Here is a 24,871-nt window from a genome sequence, read left to right as displayed (position 1 = left end):
GCGTAGAACAAAGTGCCGCACCGCACCAGCAGTCCCGCGCGCCCGACCGGGGTGACGGGCCCTGGCGGTACAGCGGCTGCTGGCGTGCCTGCCTGAAACAAAAGGCCGCGCCACCCTCGTTCCCTCCCCCATGCTCCGCGTCATCACCCTGGCTTCCGAGCGCCGCCCCGTGTCACGGGACGCTCGTCCTCCAGGGCCAAGCGGCTGCCTGGAAACCGACGGCTCCCTGTCCCGGAGTGTCGGACAGCCCCTCTGGCGAACCCTCCAAAACTCGCCGAGGGCTGCCATTTGGCAACGCGACGCGTTAGCATCCTGCGTCACACACATAACCTCCCGCGTTGGCGGGAATGGGGGAAGTTGATGTCCGCAATCCTCCCCGGCCGGTACGGCCTCTATGAGCCCGAGACCGAGCATGACGCCTGCGGTGTGGGCTTCGTGGCCCACATTCGCGGCGAGCGCTCCCGAGGCATCGTTGAGGACGCCCTCGAGCTGCTCAATCGGCTGAGCCACCGCGCCGCCGCTGGGAGGGACCCTCGAACAGGAGATGGCGCCGGCATCCTGGTGCAGCTCCCCCACCGCTACTTCGAGCGCGTCGTCCCGGAGCTCGGCTTCGAGCTGCCTGCGCGCCGGCACTACGGTGTCGCGCAGGTCTTCCTCCCGCCCGAGCCCGTGGCGCGCGCCGCGTGCGAGGAGGCCTTTGAGCAGGTGGTCGCGGAGGAAGGTCAACGCGTCCTCGGCTGGCGCGACGTACCCGTGGACCCGGAGCACCTGGGTCCCCTGGCGCGCGAGGCCGCGCCCGTCATCCGGCAGCTCTTCATCTCCCGGCGCCGCGTGGTGCCCAGCGCCTTCGAGCGCAAGCTGTACCGCATCCGCAAGCTGACGGAGAACCGCGTGCGCGACCGCGGCGTGGACCCGAAGGGGCTCTTCCACGTCGCGTCCCTCTCGTCGGAGACGCTCATCTACAAGGGGCTGATGCTGCCGGTGGACCTGCCGCGCTTCTACGCGGACCTGCAGCAGCCGGACTTCATCAGCGCACTGGCGCTGGTGCACTCGCGCTTCTCCACCAACACCTTCCCCACGTGGGAGCTGGCGCAGCCGTTCCGCTTCATCGCGCACAACGGCGAAATCAATACACTTCGTGGCAACCGCAACTGGATGACGGCGCGGCGCGGGCTGCTCCAGACGGCGCGCCTGGGCGGCAGCCTGGAGCCGCTCCAACCCGTCATCGTCCCCGGCAAGAGCGACTCGGCGCAGTTCGACAACATGGTGGAGCTGCTCTACCTGGGCGGCCGCACGCTGCCGCACGCGCTGATGATGATGATTCCGGAGGCGTGGGAGGGCGACGCGCTGATGGCCGACGAGCGCCGCGCCTTCTACGAGTACTCCTCCGCCCTGCTGGAGCCGTGGGACGGGCCGGCGGCGATTGCCTTCACCGACGGGCAGCTCATCGGCGCCACGCTGGACCGCAACGGCCTGCGTCCGGCGCGCTACCTCGTCACGGAGGATGACCGCATCATCCTCGCGTCGGAGACGGGCGTCATCGACGTGCCGCCCTCGCAGATTCGCCGCAAGGGGCGCCTGACGCCGGGCCGCATGCTGCTGGTGGACACCGTCGAGGGGCGCATCCTCGAGGACGAGGACGTCAAGCGCGACATCACCACGCGCTGGCCCTACCGCAAGTGGCTGGAGCGCAACGTCTACACCTTCGATGACCTCCCCACCGTCACCGCCCCGGAGCGGCTGCGCGGCGAGGAGCTGTGGCGGCTCCAGCGCGCCTTCGGCTTCACCGCCGAGGACGTGCGCTCGGTGCTCACGCCCATGGCGGAGACGGGCAAGGAGCCGGTGGGCTCCATGGGCACGGACACGCCGCTGGCGGTGCTGAGCGACCAGGCCCCGAGCCTCTTCTCGTACTTCCACCAGCTCTTCGCGCAGGTGACGAACCCGCCCATCGACCCGCTGCGCGAGTCGCTGGTGATGACGCTGGCCACCGCCCTGGGCCCGGAGAGCAACACCTTCGAGGAGACGCCGGAGCAGTGCCACCGCCTGTCGCTGCCGGGCCCCATCCTCACCAACGGACAGCTCGCGCGGCTGAGCACCATCCACGGTGAGGGCCTCTTCGAGACGAAGCGCCTCTCCCTCCTCTACCCGGTGGACGGCGGCGAGGGAGCTCTCGAGGCCGCGGTGGAGAAGCTCTGTACCGCGGCCGTGGACGCGGTGGACTCGGGCGCGAGCATCCTGCTGTTGAGCGACCGTGGCGTGGACGCGGCGCACGCGGCGATTCCCGCGCTGCTCGCCATGTCCGCCGTGCACCAGCGGCTCGTGCGCGACGGCATCCGCATGTACACGGGCCTGCTGCTGGAGACGGCCGAGGCGCGCGAGGTGCACCACTTCGCCTGCCTCTTCGCCTACGGCGCGGCGGCGGTGAATCCGTACCTCGCGCTGGACACGCTGCGCGCCATGGCGGACGCGGGCGAGCTGGCGGTGGACGCGGAGAAGGCGCAGGAGCGCTTCATCCACGCCTTGGAGGAAGGCCTCCTGAAGGTGATGTCGAAGATGGGCATCTCCACGCTCCAGTCCTACCGGGGCGCGCAGCTCTTCGAGGCGGTGGGGCTTCAACGCTCGCTGGTGGAGCGGCACTTCACCGGCACGTCCTCGCGCGTGGAGGGCGTGGGCCTGCCGGAGCTCGGGCGCGAAGTGCGCGAGCGCCACGTGCGCGGCTTCGGCGCGGAGGCGGACGCGGAGGCCGGCATGCTGCCCGTGGGCGGCCAGTTCCGGTGGCGCCGCCTGGGTGAGCGCCACAAGTGGAACCCGTCCACGATTGCGAAGCTGCAGGCGGCGGTGCGCGGCAATGACCCGGTGCAGTTCGCGGAGTACTCGCGGCTGGCGGACGATGAGACGCGCGAGCACTGCAACCTGCGCGGGCTGATGGACGTCGTGACGGAGGGCCGCACGCCGGTACCGCTCGAAGAGGTGGAGCCGGCGCTGTCGATTGCACGCCGCTTCGTCACCGGAGCCATGTCCTTCGGCTCCATCAGCGCCGAGGCGCACGAGACGCTGGCCATTGCCATGAACCGGCTGGGCGGGCGCTCCAATAGCGGCGAGGGTGGCGAGGAGTCGCGGCGCTACACGCCGGACGAGAACGGTGATTCGCGCCGCAGCGCCATCAAGCAGGTGGCGAGCGCGCGCTTCGGCGTCACCACCGAGTACCTCGTCAACGCGGACGAGCTCCAAATCAAGATTGCGCAGGGCGCGAAGCCTGGCGAGGGCGGCCAGCTCCCCGGGCACAAGGTGGACGAGCGGATTGCGCGCGTGCGGTGGTCCACGCCGGGCGTGACGCTCATCTCCCCTCCCCCGCACCACGACATCTACTCCATCGAGGACCTGGCGCAGCTCATCTACGACCTGCAGTCCGTGAACGCGTCCTCGCGCGTCAGTGTGAAGCTGGTGAGCGAGGTGGGCGTGGGCACCATCGCCGCGGGCGTGGCGAAGGCGGGCGCGGGCGCGGTGGTCATCTCCGGCTACGAGGGCGGCACGGGCGCCTCGCCGCTGTCGAGCCTCCAGCACGCGGGCCTGCCGTGGGAGCTGGGGCTTGCGGAGACGCAGCAGGTGCTGGTGCACAACGGCCTGCGCTCGCGCATCCGCGTGCAGGTGGACGGCGGCCTGCGCACCGCGCGCGACGTGCTGGTGGCCACGCTGCTGGGCGCCGAGGAGTTCGGCATGGCCACCGCGAGCCTCGTGGCGGTGGGCTGCATCATGCTGCGCAAGTGCCACCTCAACACCTGCTCGGCCGGCATCGCCACGCAGGACCCGGAGCTGCGCGGCCGCTTCCAGGGCCGGCCCGAGGACGTGGTGAACTTCTTCCTCCTCGTCGCGGAGGACCTGCGCAAGAAGATGGCCGCGCTGGGCGCGCGCACGGTGGAGGAGCTGGTGGGCCGCGTGGACCTGCTGCGCCAGCGGCCGGCGGTGGACCACTGGAAGGCGAAGCGCCTGGATTTGTCCGCGATGCTGACGGCGCCCGCGGCGCCGGCCAGCGAGCCGCGCCACTGCACGCAGCCGTGGCGCAAGGACGTGTCGGACCACCTGGACCACACGCTGCTCAAGGCCTCGAGCCACGTGCTGGATGGCGGGCCGCCGCTGTTGTTGACGCAGCCGGTGAGCAACACGCACCGCGCGGTGGGCGCCATGCTGTCGGGCGAGATTGCACGGCGGCACGGCGGCCGGGGCCTTCCGGACGGGCGCATCCACGTGAAGATGAAGGGCTCGGCGGGACAGAGCTTCGGCGCGTTCCTGGTGGCGGGCGTGACGCTGGAGCTGGAGGGCGATGCCAACGACTACGTCGGCAAGGGCCTGTCCGGCGGGCGCATCATCGTCTACCCGCCGCAGGGCAGCCGCTTCGTGGCGGAGGAGAACGTGCTGGTGGGCAACACGGCCCTCTACGGCGCCACCGGCGGCGAGGTGTACCTGCGAGGGCTCGCGGGTGAGCGTTTCGCGGTGCGCAACAGCGGCGCGCAGGCGGTGGTGGAAGGCGTGGGCGACCACGGCTGCGAGTACATGACGGGCGGCGTGGTGGTGGTGCTCGGCCCCACCGGCCGCAACTTCGCGGCGGGCATGAGCGGCGGCACGGCGTACGTGTTGGACCGCGAGCTGTCCTTCCGGCAGCGCTGCAACCTGGAGATGGTGGAGCTGGAGTCGCTGGTGGACGAGTCGGAAATCTGGCTCGTGCACGGCATGGTGGAGCGACACCACCGCCACACGGGCAGCGCGCTGGCGAGGCGGGTGCTGGACAACTGGGAGCTGATGGTGCCGCGGTTCGTGAAGGTGATGCCCACGGACTACAAGCGCGTGCTCCAGGCGCGGCGCGCGGCGCGCAAGCCCATGGAAGCAATCACTGAGCAGCTTCAGCAGACGGCCAGCTCGGGCGGGAGGGCCTGACCATGGGAAAGCCGACGGGATTCATGGAGTGGCCGCGCGTCCACGCGCACAAGCGGGACAAGCAGGAGCGCGTAGGGGACTGGAAGGAGTTCGCCCTGCCGCTGGCGCCCGAGGAGGCCAGGCGCCAGGCGGGCCGGTGCATGGACTGTGGCGTGCCCTTCTGCCACCAGGGTTGTCCGTTGGGGAACCTCATCCCCGACTTCAACGAGGCCGTGTACCGGGGACGCTGGCGCGAGGCATACGAGCTGCTCAGCCGCACCAACGGCTTCCCGGAGATGACGGGCCGGCTGTGCCCCGCACCGTGCGAGGCGGCGTGCGTGCTGGCCATCGACCGGGACGCGGTGACGATTGAGCAGATGGAGAAGGAGATTGCCGAGCGGGCCTTCACGGAAGGCTGGGTGAAGCCGAGACCGCCCGCGCGGCGCACGGGACGCAGCGTGGGCGTGGTGGGCTCGGGGCCCGCGGGCCTGGCGGCGGCGGCGCAGCTCAACGCGGCGGGACACAGCGTCACCGTGTACGAGCGGGACGCGAAGCCGGGCGGGCTGCTGCGCTACGGCATCCCGGACTTCAAGCTGGAGAAGTCGGTGCTGGACCGGCGGCTCGCGGTGATGGAGGCGGAGGGCATCACCTTCGTCAGCGGCGTCGATGTCGGCGGTGCGCTGAGCTTCCGCGAGCTGCGCGCGAAGCACGATGCGCTGGTGCTGGCGATGGGCGCGCGCAGGCCGAGGGAGCTGGAGGTGCCGGGGCGCGAGCTGTCCGGCGTGGTGCAGGCGATGGAGTACCTGGAGCACCAGAACCGGCTCGTGGCGGGCCAGGGCGAGAGGGACGCGCGCCTGGACGCGGCGGGGCGGCGGGTGGTGATTCTGGGCGGCGGTGACACGGGCTCGGACTGCCTGGGCACGGCGCTGCGGCAGGGCGCGAAGAGCGTGGTGCAGGTGGAGCTCTTGCCCGCGCCCCCGGCCATGCGCGCGGCGGGCAATCCGTGGCCGAAGTGGCCGGTGGTGTTCCGCACGTCGTCGAGCCAGGAGGAGGGCGGCGAGCGCTCCTTCGGACTGCTGACGAAGCGGCTGAGCGGAACGGATGGAAGGCTTCAGGCGCTGCAAGCAGTGCAGGTGGAGCTCCACCGCGAGCCTGGAGCCCTGCCGCGCATGGTGGAGCTGCCGGGCACGGAGTCGACGCTGGAGGTGGACCTGCTCGTGCTGGCCATGGGCTTCACGGGGCCGGAGCCGGGGACGCTGTCGGAGGAGCTGGGCGTGAAGCTCACGCCACGAGGCACCGTGCAGGTGGACGCGCGCTTCGCGACGACAGCGGACGGAGTGTTCTGCGCGGGTGACGCGAGCCGCGGTGCGAGCCTCATCGTCTGGGCGCTCTCGGACGGACGAGAGGCCGCGAAGTCCGTGGACGCGTACCTCTCCGGTGGGCGGTCGGCGCTTCCCAGCAAGGGCGCGGACTGCGCGTTCTGAACGCGGACGAGAGTAGGCTTCACCGTTCGCGCTCTCCCTCTCCGTTGACGGCTGCTGGATGGCAGGTGCTACGCCAGCGGCCGGACGGCGCTGCGTGTGTCGTCGAGGACGCACGGCTGCTGCCCTCGGGGGAGGCTATCCGGCCAGCGAATTGAGCCCAGCTTTGGCGCCCCACCCGCGTGCGTTCTCCGGCGCGAAGGACGGTGCCCTCCATGGCTTCGCAGCCTGTCCGCCCCTGTCTCCTCCTGCTCTGTCTCGTGGGCGCCATCGCCTGTGATGGCTCCCTCTCCGCGCCTGCGCTCCTCCCGGATGACGCCGACCTCGGGCACGGCGACTCCGCGCTCATGTCCAGCGCTCCGTACTCCGTGGACGACATCGCGGGAGGCCGGCTCAGCGCCGCGCCCTACGAGCTGACCGATGTCGCGGGCACCCTCCTCTTCGGCGCCACGGACCTCTCGCGCGGCACGGAACTGTGGAAGAGCGACGGCACGGACTCCGGCACCTTCATGGTGAAGGACATCCGTCCCGGCCCGCTGGGCTCGGAGCCCCATGACCTCACCGCTGTCGGCGGCAGTCTCTTCTTCATCGCCAATGACGGCGAGCACGGCGACGAGCTGTGGCGTAGCAATGGCAAACCCTCCGGAACCTCGCTCGTCATCGACCTGCGCCCCGGTCCTTCCAGCTCGGGCCCTCGGGACCTGACCGCCCTCGGAAACGTCCTCTACTTCGTCGCCAGTGACGGCAACTCCGGCGTCGAGCTGTGGCGCACGGACGGCACGGCCGCAGGCACCCGGCTGGTGAAGGACCTCGCTTCCGGTGGCTCGGGCTCGTATCCCTCGCACCTCACCGTGTCGGGTGGACGGCTCTACTTCTTCGTCGACCGCACACTCTGGAAGAGCAACGGCACTCCGGAGGGCACCCTTCCCGTTCGCGAGTTGGAAGCTCCCACCGGCTTCATCAGCCGGCCGCTGGGCCTCACGGATGTTTCGGGGCGGCTCTTCTTCTTCGTCCAGCTCGAGTCGAATGACGATGACGTCACCCAGCTCACCCCTGCGTCCCTGTCGCTGTGGAAGAGCGACGGCACCGCGAATGGAACGGTGCGGCTCGCGAACCTCGGACGGCCCACGCTCGACAGCGACCCGCGCCCCACCTCCGCACGCGAGCTCCTCTTCTTCGTCTCCAGTACCCCAGAGGACGGTGACGAACTGTGGCGCAGCGATGGGACTCACGACGGCACGTACCGCATCTCGGACATCGCACCGGGTGCGGCCGGCTCCAATCCTCGCGAGCTCACGGCGGTGGGCAACCTCCTCTGCTTCTCCGCTTGGTCTCCCGATTATGGCGACGAGCTGTGGCGCAGCGACGGCACGCCCGGGGGCACCGTGCTCGTCAAGGACATCACTCCCGGACCGGAGGGCTCGGCGCTCGCGTTCCTGCGTGCGCAGAAGGGCCGGCTCTTCTTCGCCGCCCGTGAGCCCGGCAAGGGACACGAGCCGTGGACAAGCACCGGCCATGCCGGAACCACCTCACGCATCCGGGACATCGCTGGCGGCGCGCTCTCCTCTTCGGCGCATGGATTCACAGTGAGCGGCGGACGGCTGTTCTTCAACGCGACCCACCGCGACACCGGCGACGAGCTCTGGGCCCTCCACTTCCCTGGCGACGTCATCCAGCTCCCCGCGCGCCTGCTCTTCAGCACGGCAACTGTCTCCGCTGAGGCCACCGCGCAGTGGGACGTGGACCACGCCCGCCTGGTGCAGGACCTGCGCCCCGGTTCCCTCCCTCCGTCCACCTCCTCGTGGACGTCTCGGGGTGGCGTGCTCTTCTTCGACGCGGATGACGGCAGCGTCGGCCAGGAGCCCTGGCTCACCGATGGCACTCCCGAGGGCACCGTCCTCCTGAAGGACCTCCGTCCGGGGCCCGCGGGCTCGGAGCCCTCACAGTTCGTCGTCCTCGGCTCGCACATCCTCTTCTTTGCTGACGACGGCATCGCGGGCCGCGAGCTGTGGCGCACCGATGGGACTCGCGCGGGCACCGTGCTCGTGAAGGACATCCACCCGGGCTTGGAGGACAGCGCTTCCTTCGGCTCGCCAGTGGTGATGGGCAGCATCGCGTACTTCACCGCCACCGATGGCATCCACGGCGAGGAGCTGTGGCGCACCGACGGCACCACCGAGGGCACGTTCCTCGTGAAGGACCTCCGCCCGGGCCCGGAGGATGGCTTGCGAGGCCATCTGCTCGTCGCGGGGGAACGGCTGTTCTTCGCCGGCTTCTTCGCGGATGAAGGCTGGGAGCTCGGCGTCAGCGACGGCACCACCGATGGCACGCGGCTCGTGAAGGACCTCGTGCCGGGGCTCGGTGGTTCCTTCCCTCGCGGCCTCACCGCGCTCGGGACGCGCGTCATCTTCTCCGCCGGAGACCTGGAGCATGGCAACGAGCCCTATGTCAGCGACGGCACCGAGGCCGGCACCCTGCTGCTGAACGACATCCAGCCCGGCGAGGGCAGCTCCGTCCCGGATGGTTTCACCGTGGTGGGCAACCGCGTCTACTTCGCGGCGACGGACTTGATGAACGGCCGCGAGCCGTGGCTCACCGACGGCACGCCCGGTGGCACCTCGCTCCTCGCGGACGTGCGGCCCGGACCGGAGGGCTCGTACCCCGGCTGGTTCGGAGCCCTGGGCTCCACCGTCCTCTTCAGCGCCGATGACGGCGTGCACGGACATGAGCCGTGGCGCTCGAATGGGACGGCGGGCGGCACGGCCCTGCTGAGAGACCTCCGTCCCGGCCCGGCGCACTCGGACCCCCGGTGGATGACGGACGTCGGCGGACTGGCGCTGCTGCACGCGGACGACGGCGAGCACGGCTCGGAGCTGTGGCGCACCGATGGCACCTGGGCCGGCACCCAGCCGAGACAGGAACTGGCACCGGGACGGCTCGGCGCGCTGCCCTACTTCTTCACGCGTGCCGGCTCACGCGTTTTCTTCCTCGCCGATGACGGCGCGCACGGAATCGAGTGGTGGGTGCTCGACATGCCCTCGGGTGGCTGAGTCCCCGGGAATAGTCCCGCGCGCCCGCCGTTATTCGAGGTTCAACCCCATCTCCATTCAAGGGAGCCTGGAGCCATGAACCCCGAGCAATCCCTCATCGTGACCGAGACCGACCTGGAGCGCCTGCGCGACGTCATCGACCACCATGGAGGCGGCCGCACGGCAGAGCTCGCGGAGCTGCTCGAGGTCGAGCTGGCCCGGGCCCGCGTAGTGGCCTCGGAAGCAGTCCCCGCGGACGTGGTGACGATGAACAGCACCGTCATCTTCGAGGACGAGCAAACGGGGGAGCGCCGGCAGGTGACGCTCGTCTACCCGCGCGATGCCAGCAGCGACGATGGCCGCGTCTCCGTCCTCGCTCCCGTCGGCAGCGCGCTCATCGGCCTCTCGGTGGGGCAGTCCATTTCGTGGCCCATGCCGGGCGGACGCACCCGGCGCCTGCGCGTCGTCGCGGTGCCGTACCAGCCCGAGGCCGCGGGGCATTACCACCTCTGACGTGCCCGGCTCACCGCCCTCGTCCCACCCGGGCCGCGAGGGCGGCGGAGTCCGCGCTTCAGAGCGCGTTGGCGGCGCATCAACGGTCGGCGACGCGCACCACGAGCTTGCCGAAGTTGTGCCCCTGGAGCAGGCCGATGAATGCCGACGGCGCATTCTCCAGCCCGTCGACCCGGTCCTCGCGCAGCTTCACCCTGCCGGCGGCAAGCCACTCGCCCATGTCGCGGCGGAAGGCGTCGACGCGGTCGGCGTAGTGGTCGAGGATGATGAAGCCCTGCATGCGGATGCGCTTCTGCAGCACCGTCTCCAACAGCAGCGGCAGCCGGTTCGGGCCTGCCGGCAGCGTCTCGTCGTTGTAGTGCGCGATGAACCCGCACACCGGCACGCGCGCGCCGTTGTTGAGCAGCGGCAGCACCGCGTCGAACACCTCGCCGCCGACGTTCTCGAAATAGACATCGATGCCTTTCGGGCATGCGGCGGCGAGACGCTCGGCCATCCGTGGATCACGGCGGTCGAGGCAGACGTCGAAGCCGAGCTCCTCGACCGCGTAGCGGCACTTGTCGGCGCCACCAGCGATGCCGACCACACGCGCGCCCTTGAGCCTGGCGATCTGCCCGACCACCGCGCCGACCGCACCCGTCGCCGCCGCCACGACCACGGTCTCGCCCGGCTTGGGCTGGCCGATATCGAGCAGGCCGACGTAGGCGGTGAACGCCGGCATGCCGAGCCCGCCCAGCGCCAGCGACGGCTGTGCCAGGTCACCGAGCGGGGTCAGCCCCTGACCGTCCGACAGCGCGTAGTCCTGCCAACCGGAGTTGCCAAGCACCAGCTCTCCGACGCGGAACCGCGGATGCTTGGAAGCGACGACGCGGCTGACCGTGCCGCCCACGATGGTCTCGCCCAGTGGCACCGCGGATGCGTAGCTCGTGCCGGCTTCGTCCATCAGGTTGCGCATGTATGGGTCGAGCGAAAGGTACAGCGTGCGCAGCAGCACCTGTCCTTCGCCGGGCGTCGGGACAGCGGCCTCCTCGAAACGGAAGTCCTGCGGCGTTGGCAGGCCGCGCGGACGAGCGGCGAGGACAACGCGGCGATTGACGGTGTCGCTTTGTGGCATGGGTTTGCTCCTGCTTCTGTGGGGGAATCATTCGGCGGGCGCGCTACGCGCCCCGGCTCGAGCGAGCGCGAACGGTGCGAGACGGCCAAAAGACCGGTCGTCTAGAAGAAGCTCAAAGCAAGAGGCGGGAACGCAGGTGCCGCTCCCGCCTCAAGCGTCGTGCGTCAGGCCCAGCATCTGCCGCGTGCCGGCCATGGCCGTGTCCAGCGGCGCGCGGTTGCGCGTGATCTTCGCGAGCAGACTCGCACCGAGCCAGGTCTGATAGAGCGTGACCGCGGCCACCTGTGCGTCCGCCACGGCCCGTATCGAGCCATCCGCCCTGCCCGCTTCGATGCAGCGAGCCAGGCGTTCGGTGATGCCACGAGTGCCGCGGTCCAGCGCCGCGCGCATGCTCTCGGACAGGTCGCAGACCTCCGCGCCGAGCTTGACGACGAGACACCGGCTCTGCGCCTCTTCACCGGTCTGCGAGTCGAGCCAGTCGTGGAAGTAGTTGATCAGCCGCTGCGCGGCCGTGCCCGGCGCCGTCAGCAGTGTGTCCACGCGCGCCAGGTAGTCGGTGAAGTAGGCCTCGAGCACCGCCTCGCCGAAGGCCTCCTTGGATCCGAAGTAGTGGTAGAACGAGCCCTTTGGCACCTTCGCCGCCGCGAGCACCTCGGTCAGGCCGACCGCGGTGAACCCCTTGCGCAGCATCAGCGAGTGGGCCACGTCGAGGATGTGCCGGCGAACGTCCGTGGGAGCGGCAGTCACGTTCATGGGGCCGGATCTAACGACCATTAGACCGGTCGTCTAGTGATTCAGCAGCCCGCACAACCGGCCGGATTCCGGTGACTTCGACGGCCCCGCTTCAGGCGCGGGGTCCACGGCCGGGGCGCGGTGGCTGCTCCGAGCCGCGTAGTAGAAGCGCGGTCATGCATCCGCGCCGACGCGACATCGACGAAGCCCTCATCGACCTGCGCACCCGTGTCCCCGGTGGGAAGATTGTCGACTACTGGGGCGGCGAGCCGTACCGGCCCACGCCCGAGCAGAAGCGCCTGTACGAGGAGTGGAAGGACAGCATGGCCGACCTGAATCTCGAACACGACGACGAGAACGAATACGCGGCTTACAACCGCCTGTTGCGGCGCTGGCTGGAGCCCGATCCTTCGGAGGCACTGCGCAAGGGCGATTGGAATCTGTGCCTCGAAGTCGGCAGCGGCCGGACGAAGGTCCGTGCGAAGCCGCTGGAGAAGTGAGGGCCATGCTCGCGGCAATGAGACGCCTGTTCATGACTGCGCTCGCCGTGCTCCTCGTGAGTGGGTGTGCTGCCCCGAGAACGGCAGAGGACGGCCACTGGTACTCCAGCTCCGTCCAGGAGCAGGGAGATGAACGGGTCGGCGAGTACGTCTCGGGCCAGTGGTCCTTCAAGACGGCGTCGTATTGGATTGAAGGCCCCGAGGGGCTCATCCTCATCGACACGCAGCTCGTGCCCACGGCGCTGCGCAAGGAGATCCGCTTCGCGGAGAACAAGACGGGCAAGAAGGTGAAGCTCGCCATCGTCCTGCACCCGAGCCCGGACCGCTTCAACGGCACAGCCTGGGTGAAGGACCTCGGCGTCCCCGTCGTCACCTCCGAGCAGGTGCGCGAGCGCATCCCCGAGGCTCACGAGCGCTGGTGGCCCGTCTTCTTCCAGAAGTACGCCATCGCGCTCTACCCGCGCACCCTCACCCTCCCCGACAGCTTCGGCGGCAGCACCACGGAGTTGAGCGCCGGCGGCATCACCGTGAAGGCGCACGTGCTCGGCACCGGGTGCAGCCCGGCCCACGTCGTCGTCGAGTGGGAGGGCCACCTCTTCACAGGCGACCTCGTGACGAATGGCAGCCACAGCTGGTTCGACAACGGCAGCACCGACGCGTGGCTTCAGCGCCTGGATGAGCTGAGCGCGTTGAAGCCCCAATGGGTCCACCCGGGGCACGGACGCCCCGGCGGCCCCGAGCTCATCGACCAGCAGCGCGAGTACCTCCACTCCGTCATCGATGCCGTCGCCGCGGAACACCCGCAGGGTGCGTATACGCCGGAGACCTTCGCGCGGATGACAGACGCGGTCGTCCACCGCTACCCGGGGCGCGAGTTTCCCCAGTTCCTCCGCCTGCTCCTCGGCGCGGAGTGGGCGCGCCAGGCCTCGATGCAGCGAGGTTTGACAGCCGTTCCCGCCAATCCCTAGCGTCAATCGCGCTCCACCCAGCCTCAGCTCCGCCGGGTGACCTCACGGTGCCCGCATTGACCTCGGGTGGTGCCGATTTCACACTGGAGCGGCCTCACTCCCCCGCGGTTCCGAGGTCGTCCATGTCCCCGAGCAGGTTCGTTCGTCGCACGTTCATCACCAGTGGGATGTTGCTCATCATTGCGTGTGGTCCGGAAGTGCTCGACGGGCCCTCACCGGTGGAGCCGCTCGCGTCCGCCGGGCAGGACATCATCGGCGGCACCAACGCGGCCATTGGTGACAATCCCTGGCAGGTGTCGCTCCAGAACAGCTCGGGCTCACACTTCTGTGGCGGCTCGGTGGTCAACGCGAGCTGGATCCTGACCGCGCAGCACTGTGTGAACGCGGGCGGTGTCATCACCCCACCCGCGCGCGTGGGGGCGGGAAGCACCACGGTCAGTGGGATGAGCACCTCCGGGCAGCTCCGCACGGTCGCCCAGGTGGTCGTCTATCCTGGCTTCACCAACGCCGTGACGAGCGGCAAGGACGTGGCGCTGCTACGTCTGTCCACGCCCCTGGACCTGAGTGGTCCGAATGTGAAGGCCATCGGCCTCGTGTCGCCGGACGACTCGGCCTCGGGCGTCACCGCCCATGGCGTCACCGCGCGCGTCACCGGCTGGGGTCTGCTCAGCAAGCCCGGCTCGGGCTCCAATGTGTTGCAGACCGCGGACGTGAGCATCCTGAGCGGCACCCTGGCGCAGACGTACTACCCGAACGTGCCATTCACCGCGGATCTGATTTCGACGACCACGCCCAACAAGGGCCCCTGCGACGGAGACAGCGGCGGGCCCCTCACGGTGCTGAAGAATGGCACGCGCGTCCTGGCCGGTATCGTCAGTTGGGGCACGAGCTGCGGAAACCCCCAGTACCCGGCCCAGTACGCGCGCGTGTCGCTCTACGCGAGCTGGATCACCCTGAAGACAAACACCGCGCCGCTCTACACATACACCCTCTCCAATCCCTACTTCAGCGGCACGTACCAGTACATCAGCTCGAACAACGACGTCGTGTCGCTCTTCCTCAACAAGGACTCGACCTCCGTCGTCTGTGCGCGGCAGGGCTCCGTCACCGGAGGTCCCTTCACCCAGGGCGCTCGCTGCGAATAGGCACTCGGGTAATCAGGACCCACCCAGCCAGGAACTCCGTAATTTAACTTAATTTGAGCTTAATCCGGATAGCCCGTACAAGTCGGCCGCCGTCCAACCCCGCCTGGGAGTACCGCCCAATGAAGCGATTCCTGCCGACTGCTGTCGCGACGCTTGCGCTGTGCGCTGTGGGATGTGGTGATGCGAATGACACACCCGTGAACACGTCGCGTGAGCTGACGGATTCCTCCGAGCAGTCGGCCGTCGTTTCGCGTGCGATGAAGCTGGTCGCCAAGGCGGACGCCTCCGAGAAGCTGACGGCGCGCACGGTCATCGTGGACGACAACGGCTCCGAGCACGTGCGCTTCGACCGCTCGTTCGGGGGCCTGCGCGTGCTGGGCGGTGACCTGGTGGTGCACAACCACGCGGGCCGCGCCTCCGAGGTGGACTTCGCGGCGCCGTCCGCGCTGCGCGGGCTCTCCACCCTGCCCTCCTTCGACGCCGCGGCGGCGACGGTGCTGGCCGATGCGGCCTTCGTCGGCCAGCGCAGCGGCCCGTCCAGCGCGGAGCTCATCATCGACGCGCGGCCCGAGCGTGCTCCGGGGCTCGCGTACGAGGTGGTGCTCGAGGGCATCAAGTCGGACCAGACGCCCAGCGAGCTGCACGTGCTGGTGGACGCGCGCACCGGTGAGCTGCGCGGCTCGTGGGATGGCGTGCACACCGCCGCGGCCACCGGCTCCGGCAAGAGCCTCTACCTGGGGACGGTGAGCATCGGCACCAACTCCATCACCAGCGGCTACGAGATGCGCGATACGACGCGTGGCAGCGGCTTCTACACGACCAACAACGGCACCATCTTCACCGACGCCGACAACGTCTGGGGCAGCGGCACCACCAGCGACGCCGCGAGCGCCGGGGTGGATGCGCACTTCGGCCAGAAGACGACGTACGACTACTACAAGAACGTGCACGGCCGGAACGGCATCGACGGCGCGGGCCGCACCGGCTACAGCAAGGTGCACTACGGCACGCGCTACAACAACGCGTTCTGGACCGACTCCTGCTTCTGCATGACGTACGGCGACGGCGACGGCACCACCTTCACCCCGCTCGTGGCGCTGGACGTGGCCGGCCACGAGATGACCCACGGCGTGACGAGCCGCACCGCGGGCCTCGTCTACTCGGGCGAGTCCGGCGGCCTCAACGAGGCCACCAGCGACATCTTCGGCTCGCTGGTGGAGTTCTACGCCGCCAACGCGAACGACCCGGGCGACTTCCTCATCGGCGAGCGCATCTACACGCCCAACAAGGCCGGGGACGCGCTGCGCTACATGTACAAGCCCTCGCTGGATGGCGCGTCGAAGGACTGCTGGTACAGCGGCATCGGCTCCATCGACGTGCACTACTCCAGCGGCGTGGCCAACCACTTCTTCTACCTGCTGTCGCAGGGCTCCGCCGCCAGCCCGGCGAGCCCCACCTGCAACGGCACGGCCGTCACCGGCATCGGCCGCGACGCGGCGGGGAAGATCTGGTACCGCGCGCTCACCGTGTACTTCACGTCCACCACCAACTACGCGGCGGCCCGCACGGCCACGCTGAAGGCGGCGACGGACCTCTACGGCTCCACCAGCACCCAGTACAAGGCCGTGGCCGCCGCCTGGTCCGCGGTCAGCGTGAACTGAGCCCCGCGACGTAGCATGTGCTCCAGGCCGGTCCGTCCCCAGTGGGCGGGCCGGCCTTCGCATTTCGACCTGCGCACCCGCGTCCCTGGTGGGAAGATTGTCGACCACCAAGCGTCGAACCGAGCCGAGCCCTCAGGGCAGGAGCCCCTCGCACACCGCGAGCCACAGCGCCTCGGACAACAGCTCGAAGGTGAGGCGGGTGTCGGTGCGTTGGGTGGTGGGCGAGGTGGACTGCCCCCTGTCGTGGGCTCTCAGGAACACCGGGAGCGGGCGGCGCCCGAGCCGCACCAGGCGCTCGTCGTAGAAGGCGTGCGGTGCCTTCTCCTTCAACAGCCTCGCGAGGTGGACGGTGTTCTGGAAGCGCGTCGCCGCCTTCTCCTGGCCCAGGCCCGAGAAGTCCAGCGAGCGCTCGCGCAGCGACAGGCGCTGACCTCCCCTGCCGAAGACCTGGATGAGCTGCTCGGTGTCCTCGTCCGCCGAGGTCTCCCACGTCCTGATGACTTCGCTGCGGGCGGTGATGCTGCCGTCCAGGGACATGCCGAGCGTCGTGTTCACCTGTCTCTGAACGGACTCCTTCTCCGTGCGCGTGGCGACGGCGCCCCGCAGGATGGCGCCCACTTCGCTCCAGGGCAGCTCGACGGAGGCGCCATCGCGTGGACGGACGGAGAGCACCTCGGGGCTCACTGCCACCGTGCGCGCCACCGTGTACTGCGCGTCCGAGAGAGGTGGCATCGGCGGAGCGACGACGGCCAGCCCCATCCGGCCCAGCCGCGCCACCGCGGCGGCCGCCTCGCCAGGAGCAACCAGCGCGAGTGGCGCGGGAGGCTCCACGACGAGACGCATCCGCGCGTCCTGCCGCGAGATGCCCGCGAGCTCGGCGACGTCCATGGCCGCGGCCTCCGGGGACGTGGAGGGACGAACCAACACGAGGAGCCTCATCCGCGCGAATCTAGCTCCGGACTCCGGGCGTACGTCGTTCCGGCCGCCCCACCGTCCAGGCGTGATTGAATACCTCCGCACATCCCACGTCCCAGAGCCGGAACCCCCGTCAGCCCGGATGCTCCGGTTTGGCGCGCACGCGCCATCCGGTGGCGATCCAGAATGGTGCAGGGCCCGACACCGGGCACTCCGTCCCCAATGAATCCAAACACTTAGACTTGGCACTTTCCGTGCTCATGCCTCCGGGTGTCAGGACGTCCGAAGAGGATGTCCCCCACTTTAGGAGGCTCATCATGGAAGTCCGGTTCTACGGGGTTCGGGGGAGCATCGCGGTGTCGGGCTCGCGCATCGGCGGCAACACGGCGTGCGTGGAAGTGACGAGCCAGGGCCACCGGCTCATCCTGGACGCGGGCACGGGCATCCGGGCGCTGGGGGAAGTGATGATGCGCGAGGGCGCGCCCCAGAAGGCCACCATGTTCTTCTCGCACCTGCACTGGGACCACGTGCAGGGCTTCCCCTTCTTCACGCCGGCGTACCTGCCCACGTCCGAGCTCGTCATGTACGGCCCCGGCGCGAATGGCGCGCAGGCGCTCCTCTCCGAGCTCTCGGCGCAGATGCAGCCGCCGCACTTCCCGGTGCCGCTGTCCACGATGCGCTCGCACATGGACTTCCGCTCGGCGCTGCACGCGAAGCCCATCGAGGTGGGCCCGTTCAAGGTGACGCCCATCGACGTGCCGCACCCGCAGGGGTGCCTCGCGTACCGGGTGGAGGCGGACGGCCACTCGTTCATCTACGCGACGGACGTGGAGGTGCGCATGGAGGATATGTCTCCTGAAGTCGCGCGCCTCTTCGAGGGCACGGACGTGCTGTGCCTGGACGCCCAGTACACGCCCGACGAGTACGACGGCCGCAAGGGCATGTCGAAGAAGGGCTGGGGCCACTCGACGATGATGGACGCGGCGGGCGTGGCGAAGATGGTGGGTGCGCGCCGGCTGTGCCTCTTCCACCACGACCCGGCGCACCCGGACGACGTGCTGGAGGACATGGCCGAGCAGGCCCGCTCGCTCTTCCCGGTGTGCGAGCCCGCGCGCGAGGGCCAGCGGCTCGTCCTGGGCCGCGCGGCCTGAGAGGGGGACGGCCCGATGCCCTCCGGATGCTATGGTGAGGCCGCGGCCTTCGTACTTCCGCCGCTGCCCCCCATGCCCCAACCGCCTTCGGACGTCACGCAGGTGCTCCTCCCCTTCGGCGGTCTCGTCGGGAGGGAGGTGGACCTCGATGCCTTCCTCCAGACGCTGATGGACCGCATCGCCACGACGATGCAGGCGGACCGGGGCACGCTGTGGCTGTTGGACCCCGCACGTCGAGAGCTGTTCAGCCGCGCGGCGCACCTGCCCGAGGTGTCGCAAATTCGCGTGAAGCTGGGCCAGGGCGTCGCCGGCACCGTGGCCGAGCTGGGCCAGGCCATCAACGTCCCGGACCCGCGCGGCGAGCGCCGCTTCTTCGCGGACATCGACCGGATGACGGGCTACCGCACCACCAGCCTGCTCGCGGTGCCGCTGCGCGACGCGGACGGCGCGCTCTACGGCGTGCTCCAGGTACTCAACCGCCGCGGCGGAGACACCTTCACCGCGGACGACACGGAGCGGTTCACCGCGATTGCCTCGCAGGTGAGCACCGCGCTGCAGAGCACCAGCCTCTATCAAGAGCTCCAGCGCGCCAAGGACCAGCCGCAGGCGCCCGTCGGCTACTTCTTCAACCGCATCATCGGCGAGTCGCCCCAGCTCCAGGCCATCTATCGCCTCGTGCGCAAGGCCGCGCCCACGGACGCCACGGTGCTGCTGCGCGGCGAGAGCGGCAGCGGCAAGGAACTGTTCGCGCGCGCCGTGCACGTCAACGGACCTCGGAGAGACCAGCCCTTCATCAAGGTGGACTGCGCGGCGCTGCCGGCGACGCTGATTGAAAACGAGCTGTTCGGCCACGAGCGCGGCGCCTTCACCGGCGCGGACCACCGCGTGCCCGGCAAGTTCGAGGCGGCCAACGGCGGCACGGTGTTCATCGACGAGATTGGCGAGTTGCCGCTGCCCGTGCAGGGCAAGCTCCTGCGCGTGCTGCAGGACCGCGAGTTCGAGCGTGTGGGCGGCACCCAGGCGGTGAAGGTCGACGTGCGCATCGTCGCCGCCACGCACAGGGACCTCGCGCGCATGGTGGCCGAGGGCCGCTTCCGCGAGGACCTCTACTACCGCATCAAGGTGGTGGAGGTGGTGCTCCCGCCCCTGCGCGAGCGCGGCGGCGAGGACATCGAGCGGCTCGCGCGGCACTTCATCGCCGCCGTGGCGAAGCGCCACCGCCTGCAGCCTCCGCGTCTCAGCCCCGCCGCGCTGGAGCGTCTCAAGCGCTATCGCTGGCCCGGCAACGTGCGCGAATTGGAGAACTGCATCGAGAGCGCGGTGGTGCTGTGCGAGGGCGAAATCCTCGAGGAGCACCTGCCGCTGCCCAACCTGGACCGCGCGCCGCTCTCGCCCGCTCCCGCCACCGCGGAGAGAGAGGCGGCTCCGGCGCAGGCGGCGAGCGGCGAGGCGGGCCTGCTGCCGCTGGCGGAGGTGGAGCGGCGCCACATCCTGCGCGTGCTGGACGCGGTGAAGGGCAACCGCACCGCGGCGGCGAAGGTGCTGGAGATTGGCCGCAACACGCTGGCGCGGAAGCTCAAGGAGTACGGCCTGGGCGACGAGGCCTGACGCGCCGCGCGAGGGTGCGCGGGCACCTGTCCCCGGGGGCAGGCTTCCGCTGACTGCCTGTCGTTTCGGGCACGTGGCTTGTTCCGCGCCCCCCGGTCGGCGTACGACCAGAGGGCCGCGAACTCCATGGCCGACGGCCATAGCCCAGGGGGACCCGAATGAAGGTGGTCAAAAAGCTGCTGGCGAAGCTTCCGGACGAGGTGGCCCGACAGGTTCCCGACGTGAAGCTCGTGGACCAGGACATCAAGGTGTCCCTCGCCCAGGGCACCTTCACGCAGGAGAACCTCCTCCCGCCGAAGCTGAACCTCACGGACTTCACCCTCTCGTTCGAGGCTGGTGCCGAGGCATCCATCCGCAACTTCAACTCGCCCGGCGACGTGGACGAGAACCGCGTGGTGGGCGAGGCCACCGAGGAGGAGCCCGCGCCGGGCGCGCCACGTCCACAGTTGCTGCTCGGCGGAGACATGGGGTGGATGCGCTATCAAATCAGCGCGCGCGTGAAGTCCGCGGCGGGGGTGAATCTGTCCTTCCTCGCGGGCGGCACGGAGGGCGAGCTGTCCGTCACCCTGAGCGACTACCGCGCGCACCCGCTCGCCCAGAACATGCGCGAGGCGGCGCGGATGGACCTCGCCGAGCTGCGCCTGATGCAGTCCACGGACATCGCCAAGCTCAACTCGGGCGACGCACTGTCGTGGCAGGCGCGCGGCAATCTCCAGACGCGGCTGGAGCTGAACTGGGCGGACCTCTTCACGGGGAACCTGAGCAAGCTTGCCTTCGTGCGCGGCAATGAGTTGCTGGCACTCAAGGCGGACGTGAAGGCGGCCGTGTCCGCGAAGGTCGGCCTCACGGATGACTTCCAGCTCACCTTCTCGCGGCCACAGCCCGGGCGCATCCAGATTGCCGTGCGCAAGGCGAAGTCGCGCGAGGCGACGCTCGGCGCGGGGCTCAGCGTCAAGGTGGAGTTCGTGGACGCGGCTGCGGTGAAGGCACAGCTCGGCCGGGTGCTCGAAGCGAGTCTGGGCCCGGCGCTGCGCGAGCTGGCGAAGCAGACGGGCCTGCCGGCGGATGCCACCGCGTTGCAGGTAATGGACGCGCTGGTGGACAAGGCGAGCAAGGCGAAGCTGAACGACGCGCAGAAGCAGGCGCTGCGGCTCGTGCTGGAGCGGATTGGATTGGACCCGGCGCTGGCCGAGGTCTCCAACATCAAGGCGGCGTGGGACGGCTTCAAGAAGAAGGTCGAGAGCAAGCTGGACGAGGCGACGAAGACGCAGATTGCCGCCGGCTTCCAGTACGAGTACCTGCGCCTGTCCGAGTCCTCCACGCTGCTGGAAGTGGTGGTGGACGACGCCACGGCGATGCGGTTCCACGGCTCGCTCATCAAGGGCAACCTGGTGGACCTGCTGAAGTGGATGAAGGAGCTGCCGGAGAACCAGAAGTCCGTCGAGCTGCTCAACTACCTGCACACGAACACGCTGACGCGGCAGCAGGCGTATGGCTTCTCGCTGGGGCTCGGCTCCTTCGAGGTGCTCAAGGCGGGCGGCACCCGGAAGGAGAGCTGGGTGACGCAAGAGAACGGCCAGGGCGCGCGGCGGCAGGCGTTCCTCGGGCGGCGTGGGTACGAGGACAAGCTGCTGGGCAACCGCGGGCAGTGGGTGGTGGACTTGAAGGCGGACATGGAGCGGTTCTCCCCTGCTCCGGTGGCGTCGGACTTCCGCTACGGGCTGCACCTGATGCTGTGGGGCCGGCAGAAGAAGATGACCCGGAAGGAGCTCCAGGCGGCGGTGGATGACGCCGTGGTGTGGGGCGTGCTGGACGCGGTGGACGCGGCCGCCGTCATGAGCACGCTGCAGAACGACACGGGCAAGGAGCCGATTGAAACGCGGCTCGAGCTGAAGATGGCGGACGACACGTTCCGCGCGCTGGTGCCGCAGATGCAGTCGTTCGACGTGGCGACGTTCTCACGCGCGCTGGCGCGGGCCCTGCCGTGGAGCGAGCAGACGCCGCGGGCCTCGGCGGAGTTCCGCCGCTCCGTGTACGCGCCCATCTGGGAGACGTACCTGCGCGAGGTGCAGGAGAAGGGCAGCATGATGACGCGCGATTTGCCGCCGTCGCGCGCGGCGCAGATCGCCGAGTACTTCCTGAAGAAGGACCCGATTGGGAAGGAGCTGCTGCTCATCGAGAGCGAGTGGCGTCCGGACAGCGGCAGCTTCTCGTTCGCGCAGGTCATCGAGAAGAACCCGGGCACGCTGGCCAAGTGCCAGGCCTTCGTGGCGGGCATGGTGCGGCTGCGCCGGGCCATTGATGAGCGCAAGGCGCCGGATGAGCTGCGCACCGTGTTCGGTGAGCTGGAAGGCATGTGGAACACGGGGTTCCACCTGCGCGCCGCGGGCTCACTGCTGTCGGAGCTGGCGAAGGCCACGCCGATGGGGCTCGCCAGCGTGGAGCGGACCTTCACCGTGACGATGGCGGACCGGGGGGAACAGTTGGTGTTCTCCACGGCGAAGGGCACCGGGGCCTGAGACACCGGGCTTGAAGCATTGGGAGCCCGGGATTCGTTCCCGGGCTTCCTCGCGCTTCAGAGAGCTTGGATGTCCGGTGCGCAGCGGCCATGGACGCTGCGAGACCAGGCGGCACATGCCGCCGCCGGACAGGTGTTAATCTCGGTGGTGGGTGAGAAGCGCGCGGAGGAGTTGATGCGGAGCTACGGCGAGGAACTCATCGAGAAGGGACGTCAGGAGGGCCTGGCGAGCGGGCTGGCAAGGGGGCTCGAACGGGGCGTCATCCGTGGTCGGGCCGAGGACATCTTGCGGATCCTCACCGTCCGGGGACTGCACGTGGACGAACAGGCCCGGCAACGCATCCTCAACTGCACCGACGTCGCCACGCTGGACCTTTGGTTCGACAAGTCCCTTCACGCCACCACGCTTTCGGACGTGCTCGACGCCCCGGCGCAGTGACGCGCCCATCCCCGCGCTTTCACGGGGACACCTACCTCTGAAATCGCGTCGTCGAACTCACAGGACTCCCGACAGCACGAACGCCGCAGCCATGGACAGTGCTCCGGCCGCCGCGAAGTGCGTCCAGGCGCGGCGTGCCAGCATGCCTCCTGTGACGGGCGCCTCGGGGCCGAGCACCACCATCGCCGGCCCGCCATCCCGCCCGCAGAGCACGTAGGTGCCGTCCTCGGTACCGCGTCGCAATTCGCCCACCACGAGGCACGTCTCTCCCGCCGCGCCCACGCGCTCCCACGAGAGGGCCTCCGGGGCCGTGGTCCGCGAAGCGTGATTCCCCGTCTCCGTGGCGGGCATCTCCTCGTACCAGGACGCGGGCACCATTCCCGGCAACGCCTGGCAGCGGCGCACTTCCACCGGCGCCATCAGCGACGACGGAGAGAAGCGCACCGTCGCCCTCACCTTCTCGCCTTTCAACCCCAACACCGGCGTATAGGCGCGCTCGCGAGACAGCATCGGCCCCTTGCGCCCGTCCTCCGCCACCTCACGCACCTCCGCCTCGTAGAAGGCACAGGCCACTCCACCCGGTGACGTCAGCGTGTCCGCGGCGTCCAGGCTCCCCCGGAACACTCCCCACCCCGGCGCCTGCCCCGCTCTCAACGCAGCGACGGCTTCATCCAGCGGCCTCGGCACCGAGGCCCGCAGCAGGTCCGCGCGGAATCGCACCCGTGAACCTCGGACGGCCAGCCCCGCCGCCACGACGAGCAGCGCCGCTCCCGCGGCCTTCGTGGCCACATCGAACGACAGCACTCTCAGCGCTCCACCCTGGAACCGCCACGCAACGCAGAAAGCGCCCAGCACCAGCAACCCGAACCACGTGAGCGGAACGCGCCACGGCCGCGCGGACGCGTCCTTCCGTCCGAAAGCGAACGCCGTCACCACCAGCGCCGCCAGGCACGTCGCGTACAGCGGTGCCAGCAGGATGCGCCACAGGTCCATCCCGTTCCCCGCCAGGCTCGGCGCGGCCGCCTCATGACAGGCCACGACCTGGGCAAGGTGGGAACGCCGGCCCGCACGTGCAAGCTCCCTCCCCGGGGACGGGCAGCTGTCCATCCCTCGACAGCAACCGCCCCGAAGGCCGGGCTCCCATGTCTGCCCGACTCCCGCACCGACATCCCGCCACAAAAGCCCCTGCCTCCGAGGGCCGGATGACGACACCTGCTCGACTCCCCCACCGACGTCGGGGCACTGGTTCCCGTGCACGCACAGGCACTACATGAATCCCGGAATCATCGGAATTCAGCCCGCGCGAGTACCGCTGTCCTCCTCGACATGACGGTGTCCCGGCGTGCCCTTTCCTGGCGTCGGACGCCTCGCCCATCACCTGCGCGGCGCTGCACACGGAGGGGGCAATCCCATGCCTGGAAGGCATTGCTGGACGTTGACGCTGCTGCTCACGCTGGGCCTCGCGCGGACCGTGGCGGCCCAGGAAACGGACTCACCGCGCCAGGAGGAGCTGGTGGGCCCGCAGTTCTCGCTGAGCGTGGGCGCGGGCGCGGGCGCGGGCTACGTCTACAAGAACGGCGCGAACCTGGTGACGGGCCAGCCGGAGGACCTCAAGGTCACCGACGCTTCCAGCATCACCCTCCCCATCCTCCTCGAGGTGGGCTACCGGGCCACTCCGCACTGGTACGTCGGCCTGTGGGGCTCGTGGGAGAAGGTCTTCTCCAAGGACAGCGAGCTGTCCTGCCCCGATGGCTTCGAATGCAACTTCCGGCAGTGGCGCTTCGGCCCCGAGGGCCGCTACCACTTCCGGCCCGGCTCCGGCTTCGACCCGTGGGTGGGGCTCGGCGTGGGCTTGGAAATCGCCCCGAGCGACCTGGAGGGCTCCGTTGAAGTCCCCACGCCCGACGGGGGCTCGGTGCCCGCCGACGTCAAGATTTCCATCACCGACCGCGGCCCGACGTACGCGCGCCTCACACTCGGTGGGGACGTGCGAATCTCCCGCAACCTGTTCCTCGGCCCCATCATCACCGCGTCCATCGGCAGCTACACGATTCGGGTGGGCGAGCAGACCGTGTCGATTCCCGGCGCCGGCTCCAGCACCTTCCCGCTGCCGCCCGTGGACGATGGATTCCACGGGCTCTTCACGGTGGCCCTGCGAGTGGCCTGGCTCAAGCTGTGAGCCGCGG

17 protein-coding genes are annotated in these 24,871 nt (G+C 69.6%); 13 read left to right on the top strand and 4 right to left on the bottom strand.

Annotated elements, in window-relative coordinates; translation table 11 throughout:
* Positions 1-360: 360 nt before the first annotated feature.
* The 4 genes from gltB to rnk all read left to right on the top strand — a co-directional run bounded on the left by gltB (position 361) and on the right by rnk (position 9,934).
* Positions 361-4,932 (top strand): glutamate synthase large subunit, encoded by a 4,572-nt coding sequence (gene gltB / locus ACVTJA_RS25455; protein WP_465839891.1) that lies wholly within the window; start codon positions 361-363, stop codon positions 4,930-4,932.
* Between the two features lie 2 nt (positions 4,933-4,934).
* Positions 4,935-6,395 (top strand): glutamate synthase subunit beta, encoded by a 1,461-nt coding sequence (locus ACVTJA_RS25450; RefSeq protein WP_465839890.1) that lies wholly within the window; start codon positions 4,935-4,937, stop codon positions 6,393-6,395.
* Between the two features lie 212 nt (positions 6,396-6,607).
* The gene (locus tag ACVTJA_RS25445; RefSeq protein WP_465839888.1) at positions 6,608-9,442 is read left to right on the top strand and encodes an ELWxxDGT repeat protein; all 2,835 of its coding nucleotides are present in this window, start codon (positions 6,608-6,610) and stop codon (positions 9,440-9,442) included.
* 75 nt (positions 9,443-9,517) lie between these two features.
* Positions 9,518-9,934 (top strand): nucleoside diphosphate kinase regulator, encoded by a 417-nt coding sequence (gene rnk / locus ACVTJA_RS25440; RefSeq protein WP_465839886.1) that lies wholly within the window; start codon positions 9,518-9,520, stop codon positions 9,932-9,934.
* 79 nt (positions 9,935-10,013) lie between these two features.
* Here the strand turns inward: rnk and ACVTJA_RS25435 are convergent, their stop codons facing one another.
* Complete coding sequence (locus ACVTJA_RS25435) at positions 10,014-11,048, bottom strand: NADP-dependent oxidoreductase (RefSeq protein ID WP_465839884.1); 1,035 nt, start codon at positions 11,046-11,048, stop codon at positions 10,014-10,016.
* Between the two features lie 150 nt (positions 11,049-11,198).
* Entirely contained in the window at positions 11,199-11,801 is a 603-nt protein-coding gene (locus tag ACVTJA_RS25430) for a TetR/AcrR family transcriptional regulator (RefSeq protein WP_465839882.1), read from the bottom strand.
* A gap of 155 nt (positions 11,802-11,956) precedes the next feature.
* Between ACVTJA_RS25430 and ACVTJA_RS25425 the strand changes: the two genes are divergently transcribed.
* The 4 genes from ACVTJA_RS25425 to ACVTJA_RS25410 all read left to right on the top strand — a co-directional run bounded on the left by ACVTJA_RS25425 (position 11,957) and on the right by ACVTJA_RS25410 (position 16,054).
* Entirely contained in the window at positions 11,957-12,280 is a 324-nt protein-coding gene (locus ACVTJA_RS25425; RefSeq protein ID WP_465839880.1) for a hypothetical protein, read from the top strand.
* Between the two features lie 32 nt (positions 12,281-12,312).
* The gene (locus ACVTJA_RS25420) at positions 12,313-13,248 is read left to right on the top strand and encodes an MBL fold metallo-hydrolase (protein WP_465839878.1); all 936 of its coding nucleotides are present in this window, start codon (positions 12,313-12,315) and stop codon (positions 13,246-13,248) included.
* Positions 13,249-13,370: 122 nt separating this feature from the next.
* A complete protein-coding gene (locus tag ACVTJA_RS25415; RefSeq protein WP_465839876.1) occupies positions 13,371-14,393 on the top strand; it encodes a serine protease in 1,023 nt (340 codons plus the stop codon).
* A 197-nt stretch (positions 14,394-14,590) separates the two neighbouring features.
* Positions 14,591-16,054, top strand: a complete 1,464-nt coding sequence (locus tag ACVTJA_RS25410) for a M4 family metallopeptidase (RefSeq protein ID WP_465839874.1) — start codon at positions 14,591-14,593, stop codon at positions 16,052-16,054.
* Positions 16,055-16,186: 132 nt separating this feature from the next.
* Here ACVTJA_RS25410 and ACVTJA_RS25405 read toward each other — a convergent pair whose 3' ends face one another.
* Positions 16,187-16,981, bottom strand: a complete 795-nt coding sequence (locus ACVTJA_RS25405; RefSeq protein WP_465839872.1) for a hypothetical protein — start codon at positions 16,979-16,981, stop codon at positions 16,187-16,189.
* A gap of 305 nt (positions 16,982-17,286) precedes the next feature.
* On the opposite strand from ACVTJA_RS25405, the gene ACVTJA_RS25400 reads away from it, so the two are divergent.
* The 4 genes from ACVTJA_RS25400 (at position 17,287) to ACVTJA_RS25385 (ending at position 22,685) form a co-directional block, all read left to right on the top strand.
* Positions 17,287-18,120, top strand: a complete 834-nt coding sequence (locus ACVTJA_RS25400) for an MBL fold metallo-hydrolase (protein WP_465839870.1) — start codon at positions 17,287-17,289, stop codon at positions 18,118-18,120.
* Between the two features lie 15 nt (positions 18,121-18,135).
* A complete protein-coding gene (locus tag ACVTJA_RS25395) occupies positions 18,136-19,728 on the top strand; it encodes a sigma-54-dependent Fis family transcriptional regulator (protein WP_465839868.1) in 1,593 nt (530 codons plus the stop codon).
* A 158-nt stretch (positions 19,729-19,886) separates the two neighbouring features.
* The gene (locus tag ACVTJA_RS25390; RefSeq protein ID WP_465839866.1) at positions 19,887-22,247 is read left to right on the top strand and encodes a hypothetical protein; all 2,361 of its coding nucleotides are present in this window, start codon (positions 19,887-19,889) and stop codon (positions 22,245-22,247) included.
* A gap of 69 nt (positions 22,248-22,316) precedes the next feature.
* Complete coding sequence (locus ACVTJA_RS25385) at positions 22,317-22,685, top strand: hypothetical protein (RefSeq protein ID WP_465839864.1); 369 nt, start codon at positions 22,317-22,319, stop codon at positions 22,683-22,685.
* Positions 22,686-22,742: 57 nt separating this feature from the next.
* Here ACVTJA_RS25385 and ACVTJA_RS25380 read toward each other — a convergent pair whose 3' ends face one another.
* Positions 22,743-23,678 carry a hypothetical protein gene (locus ACVTJA_RS25380; RefSeq protein ID WP_465839862.1) on the bottom strand — a complete coding sequence of 312 codons (936 nt, stop codon included), beginning with the start codon at positions 23,676-23,678 and terminating at the stop codon, positions 22,743-22,745.
* Between the two features lie 418 nt (positions 23,679-24,096).
* On the opposite strand from ACVTJA_RS25380, the gene ACVTJA_RS25375 reads away from it, so the two are divergent.
* Positions 24,097-24,864 carry an outer membrane beta-barrel protein gene (locus tag ACVTJA_RS25375; RefSeq protein WP_465839861.1) on the top strand — a complete coding sequence of 256 codons (768 nt, stop codon included), beginning with the start codon at positions 24,097-24,099 and terminating at the stop codon, positions 24,862-24,864.
* The last annotated feature ends 7 nt before the right edge of the window (positions 24,865-24,871 follow it).

Source organism: Pyxidicoccus sp. M6 (assembly GCF_055568925.1).
This window is presented reverse-complemented; position numbering and strand designations above follow the sequence as displayed.